This is a genomic window from Bacillus sp. 1A (assembly GCF_052682215.1).
The window spans coordinates 918,483-942,857 of sequence record NZ_JBQYLZ010000001.1 but is presented as its reverse complement, the minus strand read 5'-3'; the positions used below and the strand labels follow the sequence as shown (position 1 = coordinate 942,857).

Sequence of the window (24,375 nt, the reverse complement as noted above, 5' to 3'; positions counted from 1 at the left end):
GATAATGCATAAAGAGTAGAGGAGAAAATAAACACGGAGGTTTAAAGAATGGGACAAGTAAGCAGGTTTCAAGAAAAACAACAGAATCGTCGTCAAAAGGCGATTTTTAATATTGCATTTACTTTGATATTAGTGACAGTTGGTATAGTGACATACCAGTTGTTTACCCCTTCTGATGCATCAAAGAAAGCAATTGCTCAAGAAAAGAAAGCAACAAAGATAGAAGAGAAGAAAAGTGAAGATAAAGAAACATCAAAGATAGAAGAGAAGAAAAATGAAGATAAAGAAACATCAAAGATAGAAGAGGAGAAGAATGAAGATAAAGAAGCAACAAAGATGGAAGAGAAGAAAAGTGAAGATAAAGAAGCAGCACAGTTAGAAGGGAAACTAAAAGCAGAAAAATCGGTAAAAACGAATGAAAACGAAAATGAAAATAAAGAGGGAGAAAAAACGGTATCTCAAGAAAAGGGTTCTCAAACTAATTCTTCTTGGAAGCCAATTGGTACAGAGCAAGGAGCAAAACCTGAAATGAAATTTAAAGAAGGAACAGTAGATTGGAGTGAGATGAAAAAAGCAATTTCTTATGCTGTTGATGTTCCAGAGAGCCAATTGATTTTCGATTTTATTGGGAATAATGGTAATAATAAAGCCTACGGTAATGTACGAGATAAGCAAAGTAATAAAAAATATAAGGTTGATATTGATTGGGTAGAGAATCAGGGATGGAAACCAGTATCTGTTCAGGTGTTAAAATAATAGAAATGTAATTATGTGTTTAAAAGTTTACTTTTGTAAAAGCTCAACAAAGAGTCCGTATCAATCAGGACTCTTTTTGTTATGTTGACAACATTAATTACTTGGACTCATTTGTTAGATCCTGATGCGGACAAACTTGGAAGTCTATTAAAAAAATAATCTATGCGCCTACTTTATGTAGGTAAATAGATTATTTTTTGTTATATATTTATAAAATTTCTGTTATTTTTTTCGCCGAGATACGTGTGAAAATAGGTTATATCAATACATTTTTTACTAAACTTTGTTTTTCTTTAATATTTGTAACATAAACGTCCGTTTTTGTGATATTTTATATTTGAAAATATGAAATATCCTAACGGTTTAACTAGCCGTAACAAAATACTGTCTCAAAAATAATTTGTAACATTATTAGAAAACGACGGTAAACATACGTTAAGACAAATATATGAAGTGACAATAAATTATACATGCGGAAAAAGAGATGCTTTGGATTGAATTTTTGTTATCAGTTCATAATAATCACCTCTCATACAAATAGTTTAATTATATTATACATTTATTAATTTGAATGTTCAGAAAAAACAATAAAAATTAAGGTAAATTTAAACAAATTAGTTATAAAAAAAGACCTCTTACGGAAAGATAAGAGGCCATCAAAAAATGTTGTATTTGAAACACGTGATGTTTCATAAATTATTATAACATAATCGTTATATTACGTATAATAAATATTTTATTTGTGAAAAGAATAAAGGTGTATAAAGTCGTTATTTTAATACATGGTATATAAACAAAGAAGAGCCTGATATGGCCCTCAGGCTCTTCCCTCAATAGCAAAGAGTAAGTCTTTTAATTACTCTTTAATCATATAATAAAAGATTGTTAACAAAAATCCAAGGCTCTTTATATTGAGAAATAAAGAAAAATTATTATATAGAATCTTATTTTTTTTCGTAAATAAAAGAGCGGCTAGCAAAAGCTAACTGCTCGTTCTATAGATGATAATCTAGATGCAAGTATAGTGTTCACAGAATATTGATTTTTATTCAGGCGTAGAAGCTCCTCTTTAACAGAAAAGGCTAGAATTTCTCCTAACACTCAAGAGACAAATCGGTATAAAGAAGGGCTAACTTTAATAAAAAAGCAGTTAGCTTGTGCTAGGATGCTTTGATATTTAATGGAGTTCTAGTTATGCAATTTAGATAAAGATACTACCTACTAGGAATAAAGCTCCTAGCAAAATTAGAGAATCAACTAAAATCAAGAACTGGTTTTTCTGTGTTTTTTTAATTCTTTTATTAAGCTAAAAACTGCACTCAATCCGAAACAAATATATACCAAAATCAGTATTGTTTTTGGTATAATTAACAATCCTTATATATTGATAAATTAATTATATAATGAAAAACATTTGTATGTAAGTTTTTAACCAAATCCTTATTTAAATGAAGAAGCTTTAGGATTAGGAGTCTAGGGCTTCAAGTCATGGTATATTTCACACGACATTATAAGAAAAGAACGTAATGAAGATAACACATGATGGTTCATAAATGTAGTGAACTACCCGCCACTTAACGTCCTAATGGACTGTTTGAAGTGGGGGCTTCTCGGTTAGTCGTTACTTTTGATAGCTAACGAATTCGTCCTAAGACAACCGAGCTAACTCCCTCGTTCCAAGGGTTATTTTATTGCTATCTATGCTAACGCTAATAGGCGTATTGCTTCATTTTTGATATTGATAGCTGCGTTATAATCTCTATCGAGATTTACACCACATATACAAGAATATACTCGCTCAGACAATGACATATTTTTCATATTTCCACAACTGCTACATGTTTTTGTGGAAGGAAACCATTTGTCTATTTTCACAAGTTGTTTGCCTTGTTCGTGTAGTTTATAAGCTAAAAAAGAAGTGAACATACCCCAACCATTGTCAGCGACACTTTTTCCAAAATGAAGTGCTTGCGACATTCCTTTCATATTTAGATCTTCAATAGCTACAACATCAAAATGCGTAGCTAACTCTTTAGACATATGATGAAGGAAGTTCTTACGTTGGTTCGCTACTTTTTCATGTAACTTAGCTACACGGATACGTTGTTTATTCCAACGAATAGAACCTTTTGTTCTTCTTGATAATACTCGTTGTGCCTTTGCTAATCGGTCTAACATTTCACGATAGAACTTAGGATAATTGGCTCTCTCATCCTCAGAACTGACGTATAATCGATCCATCGCAAAGTCTAATCCAACAACTGTTTCTACTTCTTTTTGTACAATCTCTTTTTCGTATTCAGTCAAGATAGACACATAGTATTTACCAGTAGGTGTCATAGAAATCGTACATGACTTGATTACATGGTCTTGTGGTATTTCTCTATGCTGTTTGATACGTACCATTTTCAGTTTTGGCAATTTGATATGACCGTTAAGCAACATAATATTTCCGTTCACTACATTCGTTGTATAAGACTTTCTGTCTTTTTTGCTTTTGAATGTTGGGAAGTCATTTTGACCACTAAAGAAATTCTTATAGGCAGTTTGCAAGTTTAGTTGAGCATTTGCCAATGCTAATGAATCAACTTCTTTTAACCACTCAAATTCTGCTTTGTATTTCGCAGGAGTGGGAAGCTTTTGTTTCTTTAGTTGTTCCTTATCATCTTTGTGTTTTTCATACGCTTCTTTCCGTTCGGCTAACATTCTGTTATACACGAAACGTACACAACCGAAGGTTTTAAGCATAAGATGTGCTTGATCTTCTTTTGGATACAAACGGAATTTATATGCTTTATTATGCTTTGTCATATCATTTCACCTCACTTTTCACCTTGATTTTCAATATATTTTTTTACTACGTCTATTGATGAACCACCAGTAGTTAGTAAGCAAAAACTTCTTGACCAAAACATCTCTTTCCATAGTTTTTTTCTCACTTGTGGAAAGTCTCTCTTGATTAGTCGAGAGCTTGCACTTTTATAAGCATTGATGAATTTTGTCATTTCTGTATTAGGGTGTGCCTTGAACAAAATATGAACATGATCTATATCATGATTCCATTCAACTAATGTGATGTTATAGCTTTCAGATAGTCGAACAAACATATCTTTTGCATAGTCTGACATATCATCATCAAATACATTTCTTCTGTATTTCACGACCAATACAAGGTGATAATACAACGAGAATACTGAATGGTTATTACTATCTAATTTCATTGATATACCAACCTTTATAATTTATAAGACTGATTATATCAGAGGCAATATAAAATGCAAAACCTTTTGGCTACGCCAAACCGAAATTCATCTCCCACCTACCGTTGGTCTACGCCCTTCACACGCTTGAGGAAGGAGAATTCTTTCGGGGAATTCGTTAAAAAAGTATTTTTGTACATCAAGGTAGTCAGCACAATTAACTAACGGCTTGTTGAAAAAAAATAAGCCTCGCAGAAAATGTTACATAGCTTCATAAGATTGAGCCACGTCGTACTCACAAGAGATTTTAACATGGATTTAGTGATGAATAAATGGTGAATTTGTTCAATTGATTAGGGCTATTATCTTAAATAAAAAGGCTATTTTCATAAAAAATTTCATTTTTTTTAGTTTAATACCAAAAAAGAGCACTTAATAAAGTGCTCTTGTGACGAGATCCATTTTGTAACCACTATTTTATAAAGAAAGGAACGCAAAATATTATATGCGCTTCTTGTCAATTGAGTGTATTTTTACAAACAAAGAGCAGTCAGCAAAAGCTAACTACTCGGTTCTCGAAGGGGGAACAAGGAGAAAATCTAATGTCATATACAATATTGACGAAATATTGAGTTTTATTCACAGGAGATTATATTTTACAAATTAGATTATGATAGTCGTTATTCTCCATATTGACCAGAAAAGAACTAAAAATTCTAGTATTATTCCAAGGGTTCTTTTCTTAGTTTTTTGAAATTCTTTTATCAAATAGCCAACAGCACTAATTGCTAAAAGAATAAGAAGAATAAGTTCGAGTGTAACTGGCATTTTATCTGCTCCTAAAAAATATATTTTAAATATAACAATTATAAGATATTTATTGATTTTTAGTAGGGAAAATTTTTAAAAAAATAATCCTTTTGTCATAAACAAAAAGGTGGTTGTTTCTGGAACCACCTTTCAGTAAAATAAAGTACTTTTTCAGAAATAAAATATGTATGATTCCTGAAAAGGCTATAGGTTTTAATCCCATTTTTATAATTCAAGTGACGAGCTTAATTTATAAAAATGGAATGAATATATTGTATGAAAGCTTGTCAATAATGGCACGAATAAAAGAGAAACTAGCAAAAGCTAACTTCACAATACAAGGTTATAAAAAGAAAACTATTTCAAAAGAGTTGTGGCATACAGCCTACATACAGTATTGACGGGGGATTTATTTTAAATTCAAGTTACTTAAAGTAAAAATCCCTACAGATACAATGGCTGTACCTCATGCAGAACCTAGAAAATCTCTCCAGTGCAATGTATTTAAAGGGGTATCTGTTAAATCCATAATTATGAAAATAGCGATAAGTTCTATGTACATGCCCTTTGACAACCGCATATCTAATATGAGCTGAAAAATTACATGATGCGGTGGCTTGGAGAAGGTTGTAAGTGATTTTGACCTTTGAAGAGGAACTTCTTCCGGTTTTTATTTTTCGCGCTCTATTAGATAGGTTAACTATGAGCAAGTTGATAAAACATATTTTTTGAATTATTTAATACAAATATATATAATTATATTGATGTTAATATATTAACTAGTTAAAAATGGGGAAAGAAAAATGAAAATAAAATTTGATGTGGTTAAAGATGAAAATTTTGATTTTACTTTATTAGAAGCAAAATTAATGAAAACTTTTAAAGAAGTGGATAATGTAGCAATAGTTGAAAAGGTCGAAGATAAAATTTTTGAAAAAGACGATGTGAAAACCCATTTAGAGGAGATTACTCTTAATGTTACAGGAAAGAATATCGGATATAGATCAGTTTCAGCTAGTATATTTATTGTTCTAGAAAGTCTATCAATGAAGTTATTTAATATTAATATTAGTATCCATTAAGTATCCAATACGGATGCTTTTTTCTTTGTTATGTAGAAATCACACATTAAACATATATTTATACGCTTTGTTCCTACACGTTAAGGAATAGTAATAAAAAGATGATACCGTATAAAAACAAAAAGAACCCTAAAATGGGGAGATTTTAATATATCTTGGTTTATTTAGAAGGAAAAACATAAATTGGTATATGTTAAACGATAATATGAACAAAATGGATACTCGGATTAAAGGATATCTATATAAATAGGTAGAATCTAGTTATTTGGTTCACATTTTAATCCAAGGGGTACAAATTCGATGCGACGTGAAAAGGATTTGTTGAAACAATGGAAAGCGGATTTGCAAGCTATTCAAGAAGAGAAAAGGCTGAAGAAGAAAGCTAAGAAAAAGAATAAAAAATATAGCATTCCTGGTAATACAGCTGACTTCATGGATAGCAAGAATACTTATCGTAAAGAGAATGGGGTATGGAAGCAAAGAAATAAATAGTGTGAAGATAAATAAGTTTGATTAAGTTTATAGCAATTATTGTAGGCGTTGCCATGATTTGGGCAGCGTCTTGTTTATTGTTAAGAAAAGATAAGGAGAAAATAAAAAAAGAGAGCTAATGCCCTCTTTTTTAGCGGTACGTTAATTAATCGCAGATTGGTATTCCGAGCACTCTTAAAGCTAATGCTACTTGGAGAGAAATCTCTAATCTAGCAATTTCGATACCCGCGACTGAAAGAACTAAAAAAGGTTGTCCATTTACAAACACAACGCAACTATCCATGGTTACGCCTCCTTTCTAGCAATCTAATATAGTATATGAATGAAACAATACTATGTAATAGTTGAATTAATGAATTTAATAGAATTAATAGATTAGCCCATTTAAACAAATGAACACAACGAAAGAGAAGGGTTCTTTTTGTCTTTCTAAAAGTTAATTCTTTTAGAAGATGCGGGGAAGTGATGTGAAAAATCATTAAAATCATACCTTGAATCCATCTAAAAGTTAGTCTGAAATAGCATATATAAAACAATAATAACTTTTAGATAGTATCAGGGGGGCGATTAATGGGATTGGTGGGATATGCATGAGCTATTATAAGAGAGCAAGATTTAGGGTTGCAATTTGAAATGGTAGAAACATATGGTTGTACAAAAATATTCACTGAAAGATAGACTGGAGCGGATTAAGGAAATATAAAGTTGTTGAAATTTTTGTATGAATTTATTAATATGGAACTATATTTATTGTTTATTTGATTCCGTTTATTCCCACACCTTATGCGTTGTGGTTGAGTTGTAGAAGCAAGTTACGCCTTGCTTCAATTCTGAAAGGGCTTCTTTGAGCCGATTAGTGTATATAAAGCTTATTTAATTAGCTGTGCACATTTTTAATCGACTTGAAGAAGCCCTTTTTGTGTTGTTTTAAAGTCTGTTTGACTGGTAAAACCGATTATCACATTAGGCAAAAATTATTATTTAGGGAGATATATAATGATTGAAGTATCTATACTTTGATATGGCAATCAAGTTAGATAAAAAGAGAATCAAAAAATATTGGTCTACAAATCACGAGATGTTTGCTAGAGCATTTGAAGCATATGTAGAATCAGCTTTGCTAGATCAAGAACATAGAAACGATTATTTAGTTTGTGATACATATTCTTTTGTATATCCATTAGGAGAACAAAGATAATATCTGAATAGAAGTATAAAGAGTTTAATGGAAGTATCTGTTCCATATATAATAAACAGTATACAAGGAGTGGGGAATAGTGAATTATAACATTCAAAAAGGTCAATTTCGTTTAACGAGTGCTTATCCAAGGGGTAGCTGGTGGGAATTTTACCGTGTTACATGTCCGATTTGTCATGATACAGGTAATTGCATGCTGCATGTTTCGCAAAAGAAAGTAGCGTGTACGCGTGTAGAAAGTAAATGGATCTATCGTAAGTTAATGGATTTCATACCATTGCAAGAGCATCATCATGCACATTTATTAAAAGTTCGAAAAATGAGCGAGGAACAAATACAAGTACGTCAATATCGCTCTTTCTTAAAGCAACAAATTGTGTTAGAAGAGGATAATACGTATACGACCGTTTGGGAGAAACTATTTGAACAGATTGGGAGAAAAAGTTGCTGGCAAGGCATTCCGGGATTTTATGAGATGAAGAAAGGTCTGCTTTCTCTTCGTTTGATGTCAGGCTTCCCTGGTATATTGATTCCTTTTCGAAACCAGTATAATCAAATTGTTGGATGGCAGGTTCGTGTGGATGAAGTGAAAAACTCAGTTCATGTGAAATCGGCACCTACTGGAGTTCAAGCGGAATTAATTGAACAACCTAATATTGTAAAGATAACTAAGAATGGTGATTGTATCTTTGAAGGCGAACTAGAAGTGAGCAAAAAGGTAGAAATTCCATCTCAAGAGGAAAGAATTGTTGTAAAGATTCATAAAGGGCAAAAATATTTATGGATCTCATCAGCAAACAAAAATCAAGGAACTGGTGCAGGAGGTAGTGAAAATCCACTTCCTGTACATGTAGCCGTACCGAGTTCTCATTTGAAACATTGGAATTCTGGTACACTTCATCAAACTAAATCAGTAATTATCACAGAAGGAACTATGAAAGCTGATTTGATTGCTGATTTGCTTCCAGAGAGATTTAATAAAGAGGAGATTTCTGAAATAGGAACAACGGTTCTTGCGATTCCTGGTGTAAATGCTTGGCGAATTGCTATGCCTGTATTAAAGGATATGGGTGTAGAAAATGTCTATTTAGCGTTTGATGCCGATTTAGTAGAGAATAAAAAAGTAAGAAAAGCTCTAATAGACTTTGCAACAGAGTTAAAGAAAGAGGGCTATAACGTAATCATAGCTGCATGGAACCCAGCACAAGGTAAGGGGCTGGATGATACAATGCAAGCGGGATTTAAACCTGTATTTAAGAGACTATAAGAGTCATAAATTAGGTTGATATTTTCATAAATAGGTAGATTGAAAGAGATAGAGTTTGCAATTCTATCTTTTTCTTATATCCAATTACTACAGAGGGTTTAAATTAACAAAAAGAAAGGTAGAGGAGAATATGAATACATCTATGAAAAAAAATCTAGTAAATTTACGGGTTGATTTTGCTTTCAAGCGCTTGTTTGGAGTAGAGGGAAACGAAGATATACTCATTGGTTTTCTTAATGCGGTATTACAATCCTCTTTAGATGAGGAAATCATTTCTTTGCATTTAGATGATCCACATCTTCCTAGGGAGCAAAAGGATGATAAATTGTCTATTTTAGATTTGCGTGCTACCTTAAACAATGGTATAAAATTAAATATAGAGATACAGGTTCGCGACAAAAAAGACATGATCGAGCGATCTTTGTTCTACTGGGCTGGCATGTATTATTCCCAAATGACTCAGGGGATGAAGTACACAGAATTAAGACCAACCATTTGTATTAATATAGTGGATTACATTCTGTTTCCAGAAGAAGAAGACTTTCATAATGTCGGTGTAGTCATGAACAAAAAATCAGAGCACGTAATTTCAGAGAATATGCAATTGCACTTTCTTGAGATTCCAAAAGTAATTCGAGAATGGCAAGGAGATCGAATGGATCCATGGAATGATATATTAGCACGTTGGCTATTATTATTTCCTGCATATGAAGATGAGAAATTAACAACAATCCTGGAGGGAATCGCGATGGAAAAAGATCCAGTTTTGAAAAAGGCAATAGAGGATTGGGAGCGTTTAAGTAGTGATAAGGACTTTTTACGCTTATATGAGGCGAGAGAGAAGGCAATCAAAGATAGAATATCAGAAATAGAGACGGCAGAAGAAAAAGCCGCGGAAAAAGCTGCAAAAGAAGCTAGAACAGCCACTAAGATAGAGATGATTCACAATTTAATTAAAGTTGGTGTACCTATAGAGAAGATATCAGAAGCCACTGAATTAAGTGTGGAAGAGGTTAATGAAATTTTAAAACATAAAGAGTAAATATAAACGATTTAAAACAGGTAATTGTGATTACAAACAATTACCTGTTTTTTTTATTCTTTTTGATTGTTGTCCATTTGTGACTATAATTCTATCTTTTCTTGTTTTAGAATTCCTTTCTAACCTATAACGGAATTTATATATTTGGAAATAATGATGGGAATTAAGGTGGATTTAAACAAAATCCTTATTTAAATGAAGAAGCCCTAGGATTAGGGGTCTAGGGCTTCAAGTTATGGTATATCTCACACCACATTATAAAAAGAAAAGAACGTACCGAAGATAACACATGAATGTTTCATAAATGTATCAAAAAAGTGATTTTATAGATCAAGGTACTCAACATACTTAACTAACGGTTTGTTGAAAAAAAGAAGCCCCGTAGAAAATGTTACAGGGCTTCATAAGACTGAGTTATGTCGTACTCACAGGTGATTTTAACATGGATTTAGCGGTAAATAAATTGGTAAATGTGTCCAAGTAGTCTGGAACTATTATTTAAAACAAAAACGCTATTTGGTAAGTATATGTAAAAAAGAGCACTAAATAAAGTGCTCTCGTGACGAGATTCCTTTTGTAACGACTATTTTACATAGAAAGGAACGTAGAATATTATATGGGTGCCTAGTTAAATAAGTGCCTTTTACAAATAAAAGAGCAGTTAGCAAAAGCTAAATGCTCCAATCATGGAATATGGTTAAGAAATGGGTTGTCTACAGTATTGACGGAATATTGAGTTTTATTTGGAAGAACTTATACTCTACAAATTAGATTATGATATTTGCAATTACCCATATCGCCCAGAAAAGAACTAAAAATTCTATTGAAATCCAAAGTGCTTTTTTCTCAGGTTTTTTAAACTCTTTTATTAAAGAGAAAACAGCACTAATTGCTATAAAGATGAAAAGAGCAAGTCTTATTGTATCAGGCATTTTAACCACTCCTAATTTAAATTAAATTCATTATATAACGATTTTAAAATTTTTAGATAATTATTGGTGAAAATTAAGCAAAATTTAAACAAAATAAACCTTTGGGGAGAAAGTGAGGAATAACAATGGGACTAGGAAACCGTGGAAATGAAGTAGAGCAACAGCAAGGTGGGACTAATCTGTTTTCTGAGATAAGGAATACAGGACATGTTAGTCATATCAGAGTCAAACAGATTGATAAGGCCTTACAATACGTTTTAGATTATGACGAGGCAGAGGTTAATGAGATTTTATCAAATAAATATTAGAGAATAGTCTTAAATACATGTAATTGCCTGTTTTTTAATTTTCTCCCATTGTAATAAATATTTCGAAAAAGATATTAGTGTATATACCTTATTTAGAATTTATTGTGCTTCAAAACTTCTAAATAAGATAAAAGGAATATATTGCACGTTTTAATTTGTATAATTAAAATATAAAGATATGGTTGTATGAAGGATTACTTTAAGAAGTCTAACACGTTAGTTTAGATGAAGGATTTAAGTGTACTCAAGTATTATATTGAGGGTAAAAAATTATATAAACTTAATTTGAATGAAGGAGATAATTTATGAAACTTAAACAGAAGGTATTAGCAGGCGGTATTATATTGGCAACAGCATTAACACCAATGATAGATGCGTAGGCAGAAGGTAAAAGGTTTAATGATGTTCCACAAGGACATTGGTCTTTTAATACTATTACAGATTTAGCAAATAAAAATATTATTGCAGGTTATGGAAATGGTATTTTTGGTTTTGGTGATAATATAACTCGTGGTCAAGTAGCTAGAATGATTTATGCTTACTTGAAACCTGCAGATGGCCCTAATATTAAAAATCCGTTTACTGATGTCAAAGGGCATATGTTTGAAAAAGAAATCTTATATCTTACTAAAGTTGGTATTATGAGTAGCTATGGTGATGGGAAATTTGGACCTGACAATATCTTAACACGTGAGCAGTTAGCTGCTGTGTTAACAAAATCCTTTAATTTAAAAGCAACAGCAACTACTACATTTGAAGATGTGGAAAAAAACTATTGGGCTACGAATGCTATCAGTGCATTACAGGAAAATAAAATTGCAAGTGGTACAGGAAACAATATGTTTGAGCCAAAGAAGGTTGTAACACGTGAGCAATATGCGCAATTTTTATACAATGCAATTAATGTGAAAGAGAAAACAGAAGAAAATAATGGTGGAACAACAACAAATCCCCCAGATCTATTGCCTCCTAATCTAAAGAAAGTAGAAGTAGAAAAACAGACATATAAAGCAGGAGATATAGTAAGGGTAAGTGTAGAAGCGGAGGATGATGTGTCAGGTGTTACGGGAGGATATGTAATAGTAAGAGGAGCCACTGGTGAAGAGAGTACAGCTAGGATTAGTTATGATAAAGAAAGTAATAAATGGATTGCAGACATTCAATTAAATTTGTATGCGAATCCAGGAGAATATAAGATAGAAACGATTTCCTTGTACGACAATGCTGATCACTATAAAATTTACTGGGGTGGACAAGATTTTAATGTTTTCTTTAATGTCACAAAAGTTAATATAGAAATTATATAATTAAGAAGAAATTTTAATATTTACTATACTATTTTTGAGTGGAATTTGGAAATGATAGTTATTTTATGCCCGGACAATTTTATAGTATGTCATAAAGTTCTCTCTTTCTTAAATATAAGATAAGTAACCTATTAGGCTGAAGGATATTCATTATTTAATGTATTAGCTTCAACTTAATAGGTTACTTTTTTTCTATTTCTGGAAAAATTGAGATAAGTGAATCTAGTAAGTAAATAAAAAGTGGTGAATTTATCTCAGTGGAATCTATACATTAAAGAATGTAAAGAGCAGGAGATGTATAAGGATAATAAAATTCTTTAATTTTATCTTTAGAAAGGCAATAACCTCCCATCAAACAGTATGATAGGAGGTTATTAAAGTCATTTAAAATTTGTTTTTTGTTTTAATGTTTTGGATTTTAGCAAATAATATTGTTTAATTTGAGAAGCAAATTTTAAAAACAAACTTCTTTATTTCAAGATCATAATTTTTTCTTTTACAAATACTGCAAACCTCTCCAGGTCACCTTCCTCAATTAAATTCATCATTTCACGTTCGCCATCATGAAAAAAATGATTTTCTTTCCTGTTAATAATCCTTTTTCTACATCTATTGAATCAATTTTGGCATAATTAAATACTTTAAACGTTTCACTCCCTAAATATTTTGTATAAAAACACATACGTTCATTTGTAGCGACCAATATCCCTTTTCTTTGACCACCCATACCAAATACTTGATATTGAAACATTCCATATAGGCTATTTTCAATAATCTCATTTTCATTAAGATGTGATTGTACCAATGTCATAGCCGTTTTTAAGTTTTTCATGAAAATTCCTCCTATATTCTCCTTTTATTAACTATAAGAATATTAGGATATCCATACTTTAATCATACAGGATAAAGAGTTTTAATTCCAATTAATACCACTTTTTTGAACGTCTATTTTATTTTGAAATGACTTTTTTATTTTTTAACAACTATATTAATTGTGAACAGGAGAAGTTTGATTAATCAATGTTAATTCCTCCATAATATAATAAATAAATTTGTAATTTTTATATAGATTTATGATTTGTTATACTGCAGTAAAATGGAGGCTATTTTCAAAAAGAAAAAAGAAGCATATTATGTACATGTGTATATACTTAGAGACAAAAGTACAAAGTCGATAAAAATAGAACCATGGCTCTCATTGAAAGAAGAAATGAATCTTTATCAAGACCTAAATTCAAAGAAAGCTAAAATATTAGAGTCCTAACATATTATATATGACTAATATGTTAGGCTTTTTTATTTTTGGTAATGAGTTTTGGACCTGGGTTTGCGCAATATTTTTCTTTATTTGGATAGAAGTAAATAAAGAACCATAAACGGTCGTTAATGCACTTGGTTGGTTACACTAATTCACTAAATATCATCTTTTATTTATTATATATAGTTTGAAAAAGTTACCATTTACACGCAATCAGTATTAGTGTATTATTTGTCTAGTACACTAATACTGAGGAGGGGAAAAATGGAAAATGAGTTTTCTCCTAATATCCCGATTTACATTCAGGTAATGGAATACATAAAAAAGGAAATTGTAACAGGTCGTTTAGCACCGGGTGATAAAATCCCAGCTGTACGTGAACTAGCCAGTGAATTACAAGTGAATCCCAATACGATTCAACGCACATTTCAAGAGCTAGAACGAGAAGGTATTGCTGTGACACGAAGAGGAACAGGGAGATTTGTAACGAGTGAAGGAAAAAAGATTACTGAACTACGCAAAGAAATGGCAACAGAGTTGCTTGATAATTTTATAAATGGAATGGACAATTTAGGATTTACGAAAGAAGAAATTCTTACAATCCTCCATTCTTCATTAGAAAAGAAAAGGAAGGAAAACGAATGACAGAGTTATTAAAAATTGAAAATCTGTGGAAAAGATATAACTTAAAAACAGTGCTTCAAGATTTAAGTGCAACAATTTCTGAAGGGAAAATTATTGGTCTTGTTGGTGATAATGGTAGCGGAAAAACGACATTCTTAAAAATGATTGCTGGTTTGCGTTATCCTTCTAAAGGAACTATCACAATTGAAGGTCAGAAGGTAGGAATAGAAACAAAGAATATTGTTTCATTTATGCCTGATAGTCCTGTTTTTGACGAGTGGATGACGATAAAAGATGCTGTAGTTTTCTATCGAGATTTTTATAGTGATTTTGATTTACATCAAGCAATGAACTTAATAGCTGAGTTTAAAATGCCCTTAGAAGAGCATATAGTTGCTTTATCAAAAGGTGGAGTGGAAAAATTACAACTTATCTTAACTTTCTCCAGGAAAGCAAAGTTATATATATTAGATGAGCCATTGGGTGGAATTGATCTTGTTTCTAGAAAACATGTACTAGATTTAATTCTTAAATTTTACCGAGAAGATTGTACCATTCTCATTTCAACCCATTTAATAGAAGAAATCGAAAATATATTTGATGAAGTAATCTTTTTAAAAGACGGAACTATTATATTACATGAAAACGTAGAGGAAATTCGTTTTCATCACGGGAAAGCAGTACATGAGTTGTTTAGGGAGGTGTTTGAGCAATGAACCCACTTTTTCTCTATTTATATAAGTGCAATAGAAAAAAAATAGCAGTCTTTTATTCTGGTTTTATTATTATTTCTTTACTTCTTTTAATTAGTACGATAGGACTCTCAAGGGTACTACCTCCGTTTATAAAGGATGTAGTATTACTCATATACCTAATAATAATTGGTATAGCTGCATTTTTACTTCTTCTAATAGCGCTGCCTTCTTTCAATAAAATATTAAAAAATTCTATGATTCGTTATACAGCCATCCCAACCCGAAAATATATATATACGAATTTATTGTTTTTTACATTAATGTTTATTATTTTATTAGGTATAGGCTTAATTTTTTCATATTATTTTTCACAAAGTCTTTATGATGGAAAAGTAATTGGTTATAATCCGAGTCTTTATGGTGGGGAAGTAACCGGAGAATTTCGACAAGAATATCACAAGTTGTATAGTTACGGAATCTTCCAACACATACTTGCTTTTCTTTTATGGGGAATCGATTTCATGAGTATCCTTATTTCTTGTTATTTTATCATAGCCATTATAAGGCTGTTTCCAGTGAAGTCATGGATGAGTAAAATAATTTTATTCATCATTTTCGTTGCTATCTTTTCAACAATACAAACAATAGTAATGAATGTGTTAAGTAAATTAGAGAAATATGCAGTTACTATTAAAAGTTCTGGATTCATGGATAAGAATGATTTTTTTGATACATCATTTTACCCTATTGAAGATTTCACTATTTTAGGTCTATGTTTTACTTGCTTGTTAATAATTGTACTCGTAGCGATTACAGGTCGCATTATCAATAAGAAATTAGAGATATAAAAAATCACTTTATAAGTAAAAGATATTTTGGGAGGAAAGCATGAGAACATCTAATCCAATGTTAAAAAAAGACAAATTCCATGAAGAGAAGACAAGCGCTTCTACGATGACAATAGGTGGAACGATAGGAAAAACATTCATTTTGCTTATCTTACTTCTTGCAGCGTCTGTCTATTCCTACGTACAGATGACACAAGGGACAATGAAAATACCCGTTTTAATTGGAATTATAATAGTTACTCTAATTGTCGCTTTTGTGGTTATATTCATTCCGCGCATATCCCCAATTTGCGCACCAATTTACGCAATATTACAAGGGGGTTTATTAGGAAGTATTTCAGCATATTATACAATGCGCTTTGGTGATTCTATCGCTTTAACTGCCGTATTACTAACAATTTCGATTTTATTTTCCATGTTAGTGTTATACGCAACTCGAATAGTAAAAGTAACTAAAAAGTTTCGTGCGGTTGTAACGGTTGCAACACTTGGAATTCTTATTATGTATTTTATTGTTTTCTTACTGGGTATCTTAGAGGTGAATGTTCCATATATTCACCAAGGTGGAACAATTAGTATCATCATAAGTACAATTGTAATTATTGTTGCTGCATTAGATTTATTACTCGATTTTGATTCCATAGAAAATGGTACTCAGAGTGGAGCACCTAAGTATATGGAGTGGTACAGCGCAGTAGGACTTATGATGACATTAGTATGGTTATACTTAGAGATCCTTCGTTTGGTTTCTTACATTATGAAAAACAAAGACTAGAAAACATCCTGCATGATCCAAACATGCAGGATGTTTTTTGTATCTCGTATTTTCAATTAAATTAATATAGGTAGTAACAAATGTAGGATGTTACTGTACAAAAAGTCCCCCATGCCCATCAAGCTAAGATTTTGAGACATCCCCATTACGAGAAATTTACCTTTTTGCAGTTATTTATGAGAATTCGACTCATTTTTTTCGTTTTGGGGGACAATCAATTTCTTAAGTTGATGGCGATGTGGCGATACCCCTTTTATATCTATTTAAAATATTATTTGTTTTTCTTCTGTTCTTTGCTTATACGTGAAAAACCCCAGAACCCTAAAATTAAAATTAAAATTAAAATAAGGCCAATAACATCAATCAGGGCATTGACTTTCTCGTCATCAACAATAAAGTTTGCGATAAATGTAATGATAGAGATTAGTATAATTACAGGTAAAATGTATTTATTCATGTAAAAAACCTCCTTAATAAATTTAAATTAGGTATGGACTATATTTATATATATGTTACCATATTATTGAAGTATGCGCATTCATTTCAATAAATGTAAAAATAAGGGAGAGATTTTTATGTCAAAAGGGTTTTTAAGGTTAGGTATTCTTTTTTGTTCGTTTTTAATGTTTTCTACAATTTTTAGTTTCCCGGTAGCAAATGCAGAAGTTAAAACAACGAAGAATGAAACTAAACAAATAGAATCAGAAATTGAAGACTATGAAGCTTTATCTCCACTTTTAGAATTAGTAGAAAAAATGCCAGATGCTGTAGCAAATTCAGGAATTGATTCTGGGGTTGAATGGTTAAACGAAAATAAAGGATCTGAGTTTGCTGGATATACTTTTATAGCAGATGGTGATAATTTAACAGCTGTAGCGGATAATCCTAATGGATCACTTCGTGGTGTTAGTTGGGATTGTATTTCTAGTGCCGGAAAAGCGATTGCTATAAATGCTCTTCCATGGGCTAAAATTTTAAAGGTTAAACAAGCGGCTAAGCTAATGGGTGGTATTAATTCAATGACTAAGACTATTGTAACAGCATATAAGCATCAACGTAACCTTGGTTATGGTAGAGGTAATGCTATTAAGAGAGCTGTAAGTGTATCTACTAGAGCTTTACCGGGTGAAACACAAAAAGCTGTTTTGGAGTTATTTGAATTAGGTGATGTGGTGAAAAACTGTTTTTAGAGTTGAAAATTTAATAGATTAGTTTATTTAACATAGAAAATTCTTAGGTGCTTTAATAACCTAAGGATTTTCTATGTTTTAATTCTTTTTACTTATTGGGGGACCGCCACATCGCTATCAAGCTAAGAAAAGTAAATACCCCCAGAACGAAATTTTGTGCTAACTTGTAGCAAAAAAGCTCATTTTTTTGTTTTGGGGTAATTCGGAATTCTTAAGTTGATGGGCATGGGGGGAGACCCTTTTTCTTAACTTGATGGAAATGCGGTGCTACTCCATGCCTATCAAATTAAGGAATTAATTGTTTTTCATCACAAAAGTGTTCTAAATGCTCATGAATAATGGTTGTAGTGATATGAAATTTTTGTTTTAGAGTTACCTGAAATATTTTTGAGAATTATAGCATCTATGCAATTAAATGGTTTACAAATTTAAATTAAATATTGACAACAGAATTTATGAAGTACTTACTCAATGTCGCATGTAAAAAACATTGAGTAATTTTTTATGGGGGATTTTGTTAGATTACTACGTCTACTGACTACTAATACGCGGTGTTATTTTAATTAACACCACGTATTGTTTTATAACATGAAGTTAGTAATGAAATAGCCAAATTCATAACCTGCTCTTATTATTCCAGCTCCTAATATTATATATAGAGAATACTTAATAAAAAGATTCTCGTTTAAGTAGTTTTTTAGATTATTCATGTTGAATCCTCCATCTAAATTTTATTTGCTTGACTGTGATATGTCGATCCTTCAAATAAGCTTAAATTTATCATTGTATATACTTAGTCTTTAATTTGTTTCATTAATGCTTTAGCTGCTACAAATAACATGAAACTGTTGAGGGTTAAACCTGCTAAATTTACGTAAAAGAAATTTGATTTTGTAAAATTGTATATACCCGTTAATACAAAAATGAAAAAGATAAATGAAGCTATTATAAGGGATACTATTTTTTGCTTATTTGTGTATGAATTCATTATTATCACCCTTTAAATTAAATATATGGATATAATTATATCATGAATTGATGTATGTAATTAACTATAAGATAGATATCTATGGGGATTTAAATTTTTTCTTTTACAGGATAATAAGGCAGCAGATTAACACGTACAATGTGTTATACTTGTTAATACTAAATTCTATAAAGAAAGACACCCTAAGGTGTCTTCCTTCGTCTTGAACCATCTTAATTTTAATAATATGTATTGGACTCCCATCCGAATATTATTTTATCATGTTAAGTAATTTTGTATATTGATAAATATGATACACTTCTTTATTTGAGGGTAAAAAGTCCTAGGAGGACTAGGACTTTTTGACAGAATGAATATGATTCAAAAAAAGGACTTATACAACATAACATTTAAATGTTTCATAAATGTATCGTAAAAGTGAACAAATTCTATATTTTAAAAAGTCATCTAGGTATAAAGATAATCGATAATCATACAATGATATGGAAGGATCTTTTCTAACGTGTTAGTTACCTCAATGTATATGTATCTTTTGGCGCCTGGGCGAGGGTGCTTTTTTTATTGCACATTATGATAAGGACAAGCATATTATGTAATGGGACGAGCTCTTCGTGTCCTATTCAATGCTCAGGATAAAGCTCGATTCACATTGAGAGTGTGCTCCCTTTATTGAAGGAGGTATATAATGTTATTTATATATTTGTATTTCAATCTGAAGGGGATAGAAATTTAATGTGACGTAAAAAGGGTTTGTTGAGACAATGGAAAGTGGATTTGTAAGTTGTTCAAGAAGAGAAGAGGATGAAGAAGAAGGCAAAAAATAAGAAACATAGCATTCTTGGTAATACAGGGGAATTTATCATTCTAGCCAAGAAGACTCCTTCCTTAAGGAGCGCCTGTGTATAATATAGGTGATACTTGTGGTCTTTGTGGAGAAGCAAAATGTGTTTATAATAAAACTGATGAATCGGATAATAAATAGTATATAAAAAAGACACCACAAGGTGCCTTCCTCTGACTTGAACCACTGTAATTTTAATAACATGATCTCAAAACCACAAATATATCTTTAATCTTTCATATAATATTTTATCATATTTTTCAGTTAATAGCATGTAACTGGTGAAAAATAGGCTATTTCTTGTAAATTCCTTTTCTCCATGCCCACTCAATAGGACCATAGCGGAAATATTTACTCCAAATTTTGCTGAATATAATTTGTACAAAGATAATGAAAAGCCCGAAGATACATAGTTGCCAGTAATATATGTGTGAGACATCTTTAAAGTAAAGCGAAAGAATGACAAGAGTTAGTATACTTTGGCTAATGTAATTCGTTAAAGCATATTTGCCTACGTTCATAAAGGGGTGCAGACATTTTATATATTTTTTATTCTCACAAACTCTAAGTAGAGTACAAATATAGAATATAGCTAGCGCTTTCCCTCCAAATAGAATCCATAGTTGTACATCCTTAGAGTAATAGACATCCTTTTTTATAAAGTAGTAGATAATAGGGCAAGAGAGAAGACATGAAATGCATAACGAACTCCACTGTAAAAATCTAATATTCTTTATTAATTCCGGTACCCTTTTAAAAGTATTTTTTTACCAGCCCATAAACCGATTAAAAATAAGCCTATATATTCCGGAATCCCAATTAGTAGTTGTTGGGGTTCCTCTATCATCAGAAAAAACAAACGTGCTTTTACTTGATATAAATAATGTGTAAATAGATTTACCGTGTGGTTGGTAGTGTTGCCAGTAAACATATATTGATAGTAAGTTGGTACTTCAGGAATAGAAGAACTTGCTTGTAAAAATATAATAATATGTAATACATAACTAACCGTTAGGAAACTACAACCAGCTATAAAAATAAGCTTAGTAGATCCCTTATAAAAGAACAATAGAATAAATCCAGCTATAGCATACGCATGTAGAATATCTCCATACCATAGAAAGGTGAAGTGGAGTAAACCGAAGACTAGTAAGATACACAGTCTCCGTATAAATAGTCTATACATGGGATATTCTTTTGCTTCTGTATTTTTCATAAAGATGTAAAATCCTACCCCAAATAAGAATGCGAAAATAGTATAGAACTTTGATTGAATAAATAAATCTACTAAAAAGCGAATTACTTTATCTATACCAATATAGCCCGCTTGATTAAAGGGATCTAGTCCTGTCATAGTGGGTAGATTCGCAAATAGGATACATAGTATGGCCATACCTCTTATTATGTCTAAAGAATAAATACGGGCGTTTTGTTGCATGTAAATTCTCCTTTCTTAAACAGAAAAAACGAGCACTATACTAGCTAGCGCTCGAATTACGTCTTGCAAAGAATCCATCATATGTAGCAGCTGACACTGCTCCTTCTAGGCGTTCAACTTCTTCACCTCTGTTATAAGCTACAACAACTGGAGTACCTGGAATGTCGAACTCTTGAAAGGCACTTTGATTTTCTGGTGTAGAGATATCAATACGATAGATGGTTCTATCATGCTTTTTTGACATACTATTAATATCTGGTGCAGCTTTTTTACAAAAATGACAGGTAGGTTGGTAGTAATACGCAATGAACTCTTCATGAGATTTTATTTTTTGATTTAATTCTTCTTTTGAAATATCTTTTATATTTTCAGGTGCTTCTTTTACATGTGCGACAGATACAATTGTTTTTTCTGGTGTTACTATTTCTGTTTTGACTGATTCATTTTTAGTTAAAGTAAAGATCGTGATACCAATAACACATAAAGTTGTTATAACTGCTCCGATTTTGTAGATTTTTTTCATAGTAAATTCCTCCTTTAAATAAAAAAAAGGACAAACCTCGCCCGAGTTAACAGGGCGTAAGGTTTGTCCTTCACGCTACGTACAATAGAGTATAAACAATGGAAACAAATTTTCTATCTATATAATAACATAAAATTCATATAGGATGCTATATGAATTTTAAAAGGGAAGAAAAGGGTTAATTCAGTATATATAATTTCACGTACCAAATTGAATTTAAAAAATTTATATCCATCACAATAAGGGGATATAGAACAACAATTATGCAAGAAATTAAAATTAGACCTGTTAAAAAATAAATTGGTAGAAGGGCATGTGAAAGTTACAGAAAATGAACTCAAAGCACTATATGATACAAAAAAACCGAAATTGCATATAAGTCATATTCTATTAACAGATGAGACACAAGCTAAAGCAATAAAAGCGAAACTAGATGCCGGGGAAGATTTTAATAAGTTAGCCATGGAATATTCTCAAGATAGTGCAACTAAAAATGTGGGTGGAGACATGGGTATACTTCAATTTGGCAGTATGATACCCGCATTTGAAGACAAAGCTTATGAGTTACAGGTTGGACAAATAAGCGAACCAATACAAACCAATTACGGTTTTCATATTATAAAAATACTAGATAAACAAAAACTTCCGTCATTTAAAGAAATGAAACCTCAACTTACTGCCGAATTAATTGAACAAAATATGGATCAACAAAAACTGCAGAACCAAATTGAAAAGTTAGTTGATAAATCTGATTTAAAAATTAATGAGGAAACACTAAAAGACATGTACCAAAAGAAAGAAGTAATTGAAAAAAGTTCACCAAAATAGGAATTTATTAAGCAGTATCAATTATTATTTCATAATAAAAAATACCAAATAAGATGATATTGTTTTCCAATGAGATAAAATGTATAATGAGAGTGTAGAGATAAACCTTTTATTAAAGGTTTTAACTCACTAACTATGTGCATAATAATAAAAGACGAGATGCTGGTAACATCCCGTCTAATTTGTAACTGCTGCCGTTAGGTGGTAGATTGCAAAGTTTAATTATTTTTTCTTTGAACCACCTTTCTTACGTTTGGCAGACGTTGAACTGGACCCGAAAAGTTAGACACATATTTAAGCAGCTAATAAGGATTGAATTCTGTATTTTACAGGGGGCAATCCTTTTAATTTTGCCTTAATCCTTTTATGATTGTAATAATAAATATAATTCTCTAGTTCTTCCCTAAAGTGTTCCATACTTTCAAAATCTTTAAGATAAAGTAATTCAGATTTTAATAAGCCAAAGAAATTTTCAATGACTGCATTATCTAAGCAATTTCCCTTACGGGACATACTTTGAGTTATATTATTTTCTCTTAAAATATATTGGTATCTATCCATTTGATAGTGCCAACCTTGATCTGAATGAAGGATAGGAGTATCTTCTTTATTCAAGCATTTTAAAGCCTTATCTAACATCCTTTCAACTAAAAGGAATGTAGGACGTTTCTCAATATTATAAGAAATAATCTCACCATTAAACAAGTCTAGAATAGGAGATAGGTAGAGTTTTTCACCAAACAAATGAACTTCAGTAACATCTGTAACCCACTTTTCATTAGGCTTAGAGGCCTTGAAATCACGCTTCAAGACATTTGGTGCTACCTTCCCAACCTTCCCACGATAAGAGCGGTATTTAGTGATTCTTACCAACGATTTTAGCCCTAATTGATTCATTAAACGAAGGACGGTTTTGTGGTTAATGGTATAACCCTGGTTACGTAATTCAAGTGTAATACGCCTATAGCCATATCGCCCTTGGTGATTCTGAAAAATCTGTTTAATGCTTTCTTTAACCCCTTTATATTTATCTTCACGACTCATTTGTTTCACCCAGTAATAATACGTACTACGAGCCATTTCAGCCGCTTTAATCAAGTCGATAATTTTATATTCATGCCTTAACTCATATATTATGTGTGCTTTGTCTTTTTCAGAGATTGTTGTTTTTGTTGAATTAAGGCGTGTAACTTTTTTAAATAAGCATTTTCCATGCGTAAGTATTCATTTTCTTTCTGTAAGTCATTATCAGTATTACTATTTTGTTTTTTCTTAGGTGCAATGGCTTTTTTTATTTTCACAGTGGAGTACCCCTTACATGTTTTACGAAGAGCATCTATCCCCTGTGTTTCTAGTATTGATCGCCACTTTCTAATAGTACGAGGTGAGGGAATATTGAATGTGGCGGCTGCTTGTAAAGACGAGGCTCCTGTATTGTTCATAAAATTCAATACTTCCATTTTAAACTGAATGTCATACCTTGTACATTTAGAGTTTAGAGACTCTACTCCTTGTTCTCTAGTACGTGCCACCCACTCTTTTAATAAAGATATACTCACTTGATACTTTTTCGCCGTTATTTTAAAAGAGTCGTTTGTATTTAAATAATGTTCAACAGCATTTTGTTTCATTTCAAATGTATACTTTCTAGACATAATAAAAACCGCACCTCCAATTGTTAGTTATACGTCTAACAAATTGGGTGCGGTTCACGTCTGGGTGGTTCTTTTACTTTTATTATTACGTTTTGCCACTAGCTTGTTAGCATAAGCAGTAGCAAAAGTTGTTATGAACACTGTTACGAATAGTTTCGTAGCGTCCTGTAATAATTGTTGTAAAAATTCCATATCGATTACACCTCCTTTCCCTCTAAATTAAGAGAAAGAAAGGCTGCAACCTCCCACCACACGCCTTCAGTTACTAGCTATATTATACCATAATTAGAAAACGTTATAGTTTATATTTTATTTTAA

Annotated in this window: 21 protein-coding genes and 3 pseudogenes; 14 read left to right on the top strand and 10 right to left on the bottom strand. The window is 31.5% G+C overall.

Going from position 1 to position 24,375, the window contains the following annotated elements:
* Nucleotides 1–48 precede the first annotated feature (48 nt).
* Entirely contained in the window at nt 49–756 is a 708-nt protein-coding gene (locus ACUN0F_RS04755; RefSeq protein ID WP_445539190.1) for a DUF1510 family protein, read from the top strand.
* Nucleotides 757–2,454: 1,698 nt separating this feature from the next.
* Here ACUN0F_RS04755 and ACUN0F_RS04750 read toward each other — a convergent pair.
* Entirely contained in the window at nt 2,455–3,567 is a 1,113-nt protein-coding gene (locus tag ACUN0F_RS04750) for an RNA-guided endonuclease TnpB family protein (protein ID WP_131935140.1), read from the bottom strand.
* Between the two features lie 11 nt (nt 3,568–3,578).
* Nucleotides 3,579–3,977, bottom strand: coding sequence for an IS200/IS605 family transposase (gene tnpA / locus ACUN0F_RS04745; RefSeq protein ID WP_046956862.1), 399 nt, complete (start codon nt 3,975–3,977; stop codon nt 3,579–3,581).
* Between the two features lie 1,592 nt (nt 3,978–5,569).
* Here tnpA and ACUN0F_RS04740 point away from each other — a divergent pair.
* Together ACUN0F_RS04740 and ACUN0F_RS04735 are read left to right on the top strand one after the other, a co-directional pair.
* On the top strand, nt 5,570–5,848 hold the full coding sequence (locus ACUN0F_RS04740) for a hypothetical protein (RefSeq protein WP_131935138.1): 279 nt from the start codon (nt 5,570–5,572) through the stop codon (nt 5,846–5,848).
* 300 nt (nt 5,849–6,148) lie between these two features.
* On the top strand, nt 6,149–6,340 hold the full coding sequence (locus tag ACUN0F_RS04735; protein WP_131935137.1) for a hypothetical protein: 192 nt from the start codon (nt 6,149–6,151) through the stop codon (nt 6,338–6,340).
* A 145-nt stretch (nt 6,341–6,485) separates the two neighbouring features.
* Here the strand turns inward: ACUN0F_RS04735 and ACUN0F_RS04730 are convergent, their stop codons facing one another.
* A complete protein-coding gene (locus ACUN0F_RS04730) occupies nt 6,486–6,623 on the bottom strand; it encodes a DUF3956 domain-containing protein (RefSeq protein WP_000376554.1) in 138 nt (45 codons plus the stop codon).
* Nucleotides 6,624–7,349: 726 nt separating this feature from the next.
* Between ACUN0F_RS04730 and ACUN0F_RS04725 the strand changes: the two are divergent.
* From ACUN0F_RS04725 to ACUN0F_RS04715, 3 genes and pseudogenes are all read left to right on the top strand, one after another.
* A pseudogene (locus tag ACUN0F_RS04725) lies at nt 7,350–7,628 on the top strand (LPD1 domain-containing protein); the annotation flags it as partial.
* Nucleotides 7,618–8,805, top strand: a complete 1,188-nt coding sequence (locus ACUN0F_RS04720; RefSeq protein WP_445539189.1) for a DUF3854 domain-containing protein — start codon at nt 7,618–7,620, stop codon at nt 8,803–8,805. The pseudogene ACUN0F_RS04725 and the gene ACUN0F_RS04720, both read left to right, overlap by 11 nt.
* Nucleotides 8,806–8,935: 130 nt before the next feature.
* Entirely contained in the window at nt 8,936–9,847 is a 912-nt protein-coding gene (locus ACUN0F_RS04715) for an Rpn family recombination-promoting nuclease/putative transposase (protein ID WP_131935134.1), read from the top strand.
* 767 nt (nt 9,848–10,614) lie between these two features.
* Here the strand turns inward: ACUN0F_RS04715 and ACUN0F_RS04710 are convergent.
* Nucleotides 10,615–10,779, bottom strand: coding sequence for a hypothetical protein (locus tag ACUN0F_RS04710; RefSeq protein ID WP_048530165.1), 165 nt, complete (start codon nt 10,777–10,779; stop codon nt 10,615–10,617).
* A 125-nt stretch (nt 10,780–10,904) separates the two neighbouring features.
* Here ACUN0F_RS04710 and ACUN0F_RS04705 point away from each other — a divergent pair, with 125 nt between their 5' ends.
* Together ACUN0F_RS04705 and ACUN0F_RS04700 are read left to right on the top strand one after the other, a co-directional pair.
* Nucleotides 10,905–11,087, top strand: coding sequence for a hypothetical protein (locus ACUN0F_RS04705; RefSeq protein ID WP_243707103.1), 183 nt, complete (start codon nt 10,905–10,907; stop codon nt 11,085–11,087).
* Between the two features lie 305 nt (nt 11,088–11,392).
* A pseudogene (locus ACUN0F_RS04700) lies at nt 11,393–12,013 on the top strand (S-layer homology domain-containing protein); the annotation flags it as partial.
* Nucleotides 12,014–12,938: 925 nt separating this feature from the next.
* Here ACUN0F_RS04700 and ACUN0F_RS04695 read toward each other — a convergent pair.
* Nucleotides 12,939–13,226, bottom strand: a complete 288-nt coding sequence (locus tag ACUN0F_RS04695) for a PH domain-containing protein (protein ID WP_327989282.1) — start codon at nt 13,224–13,226, stop codon at nt 12,939–12,941.
* 690 nt (nt 13,227–13,916) lie between these two features.
* On the opposite strand from ACUN0F_RS04695, the gene ACUN0F_RS04690 reads away from it, so the two are divergent.
* Genes ACUN0F_RS04690 through ACUN0F_RS04675 form a run of 4 tightly spaced genes read left to right on the top strand, consistent with a single transcriptional unit; the run spans nt 13,917 to nt 16,594 of the window.
* Nucleotides 13,917–14,297, top strand: coding sequence for a GntR family transcriptional regulator (locus ACUN0F_RS04690; RefSeq protein WP_327961343.1), 381 nt, complete (start codon nt 13,917–13,919; stop codon nt 14,295–14,297).
* Nucleotides 14,294–14,992, top strand: a complete 699-nt coding sequence (locus tag ACUN0F_RS04685; RefSeq protein ID WP_131935132.1) for an ABC transporter ATP-binding protein — start codon at nt 14,294–14,296, stop codon at nt 14,990–14,992. Before ACUN0F_RS04690 ends, ACUN0F_RS04685 begins: the two co-directional genes overlap by 4 nt.
* Nucleotides 14,989–15,819, top strand: coding sequence for an ABC transporter permease (locus ACUN0F_RS04680; RefSeq protein WP_327989323.1), 831 nt, complete (start codon nt 14,989–14,991; stop codon nt 15,817–15,819). Before ACUN0F_RS04685 ends, ACUN0F_RS04680 begins: the two co-directional genes overlap by 4 nt.
* Nucleotides 15,820–15,859: 40 nt before the next feature.
* The gene (locus ACUN0F_RS04675; RefSeq protein WP_445539188.1) at nt 15,860–16,594 is read left to right on the top strand and encodes a Bax inhibitor-1/YccA family protein; all 735 of its coding nucleotides are present in this window, start codon (nt 15,860–15,862) and stop codon (nt 16,592–16,594) included.
* A 271-nt stretch (nt 16,595–16,865) separates the two neighbouring features.
* On the opposite strand, the gene ACUN0F_RS04670 is transcribed toward ACUN0F_RS04675, so the two are convergent.
* Entirely contained in the window at nt 16,866–17,051 is a 186-nt protein-coding gene (locus tag ACUN0F_RS04670) for a hypothetical protein (protein WP_445539187.1), read from the bottom strand.
* 118 nt (nt 17,052–17,169) lie between these two features.
* Between ACUN0F_RS04670 and ACUN0F_RS04665 the strand changes: the two genes are divergently transcribed.
* Nucleotides 17,170–17,784 (top strand): hypothetical protein, encoded by a 615-nt coding sequence (locus ACUN0F_RS04665; RefSeq protein WP_046955781.1) that lies wholly within the window; start codon nt 17,170–17,172, stop codon nt 17,782–17,784.
* A 793-nt stretch (nt 17,785–18,577) separates the two neighbouring features.
* Here the strand turns inward: ACUN0F_RS04665 and ACUN0F_RS04660 are convergent.
* From ACUN0F_RS04660 to ACUN0F_RS04650, 3 genes and pseudogenes are all read right to left on the bottom strand, one after another.
* Nucleotides 18,578–18,772 (bottom strand): hypothetical protein, encoded by a 195-nt coding sequence (locus ACUN0F_RS04660; RefSeq protein ID WP_046955780.1) that lies wholly within the window; start codon nt 18,770–18,772, stop codon nt 18,578–18,580.
* Between the two features lie 1,134 nt (nt 18,773–19,906).
* Nucleotides 19,907–21,051, bottom strand: a pseudogene (locus ACUN0F_RS04655) (DUF418 domain-containing protein).
* 40 nt (nt 21,052–21,091) lie between these two features.
* On the bottom strand, nt 21,092–21,574 hold the full coding sequence (locus tag ACUN0F_RS04650; RefSeq protein WP_327989417.1) for a thioredoxin family protein: 483 nt from the start codon (nt 21,572–21,574) through the stop codon (nt 21,092–21,094).
* 315 nt (nt 21,575–21,889) lie between these two features.
* Here ACUN0F_RS04650 and ACUN0F_RS04645 point away from each other — a divergent pair, with 315 nt between their 5' ends.
* Nucleotides 21,890–22,402 carry a peptidylprolyl isomerase gene (locus tag ACUN0F_RS04645; protein ID WP_327989415.1) on the top strand — a complete coding sequence of 171 codons (513 nt, stop codon included), beginning with the start codon at nt 21,890–21,892 and terminating at the stop codon, nt 22,400–22,402.
* Between the two features lie 294 nt (nt 22,403–22,696).
* Here ACUN0F_RS04645 and ACUN0F_RS04640 read toward each other — a convergent pair.
* Nucleotides 22,697–24,057, bottom strand: a protein-coding gene (locus ACUN0F_RS04640) for an IS3 family transposase (RefSeq protein ID WP_445539186.1) whose coding sequence is annotated in 2 segments (ribosomal slippage) — nt 22,697–23,601 and nt 23,601–24,057 — 1,362 coding nt in all. Because the reading frame shifts where the segments join, the coding sequence is not laid out codon by codon here.
* Nucleotides 24,058–24,375: the final 318 nt, after the last annotated feature.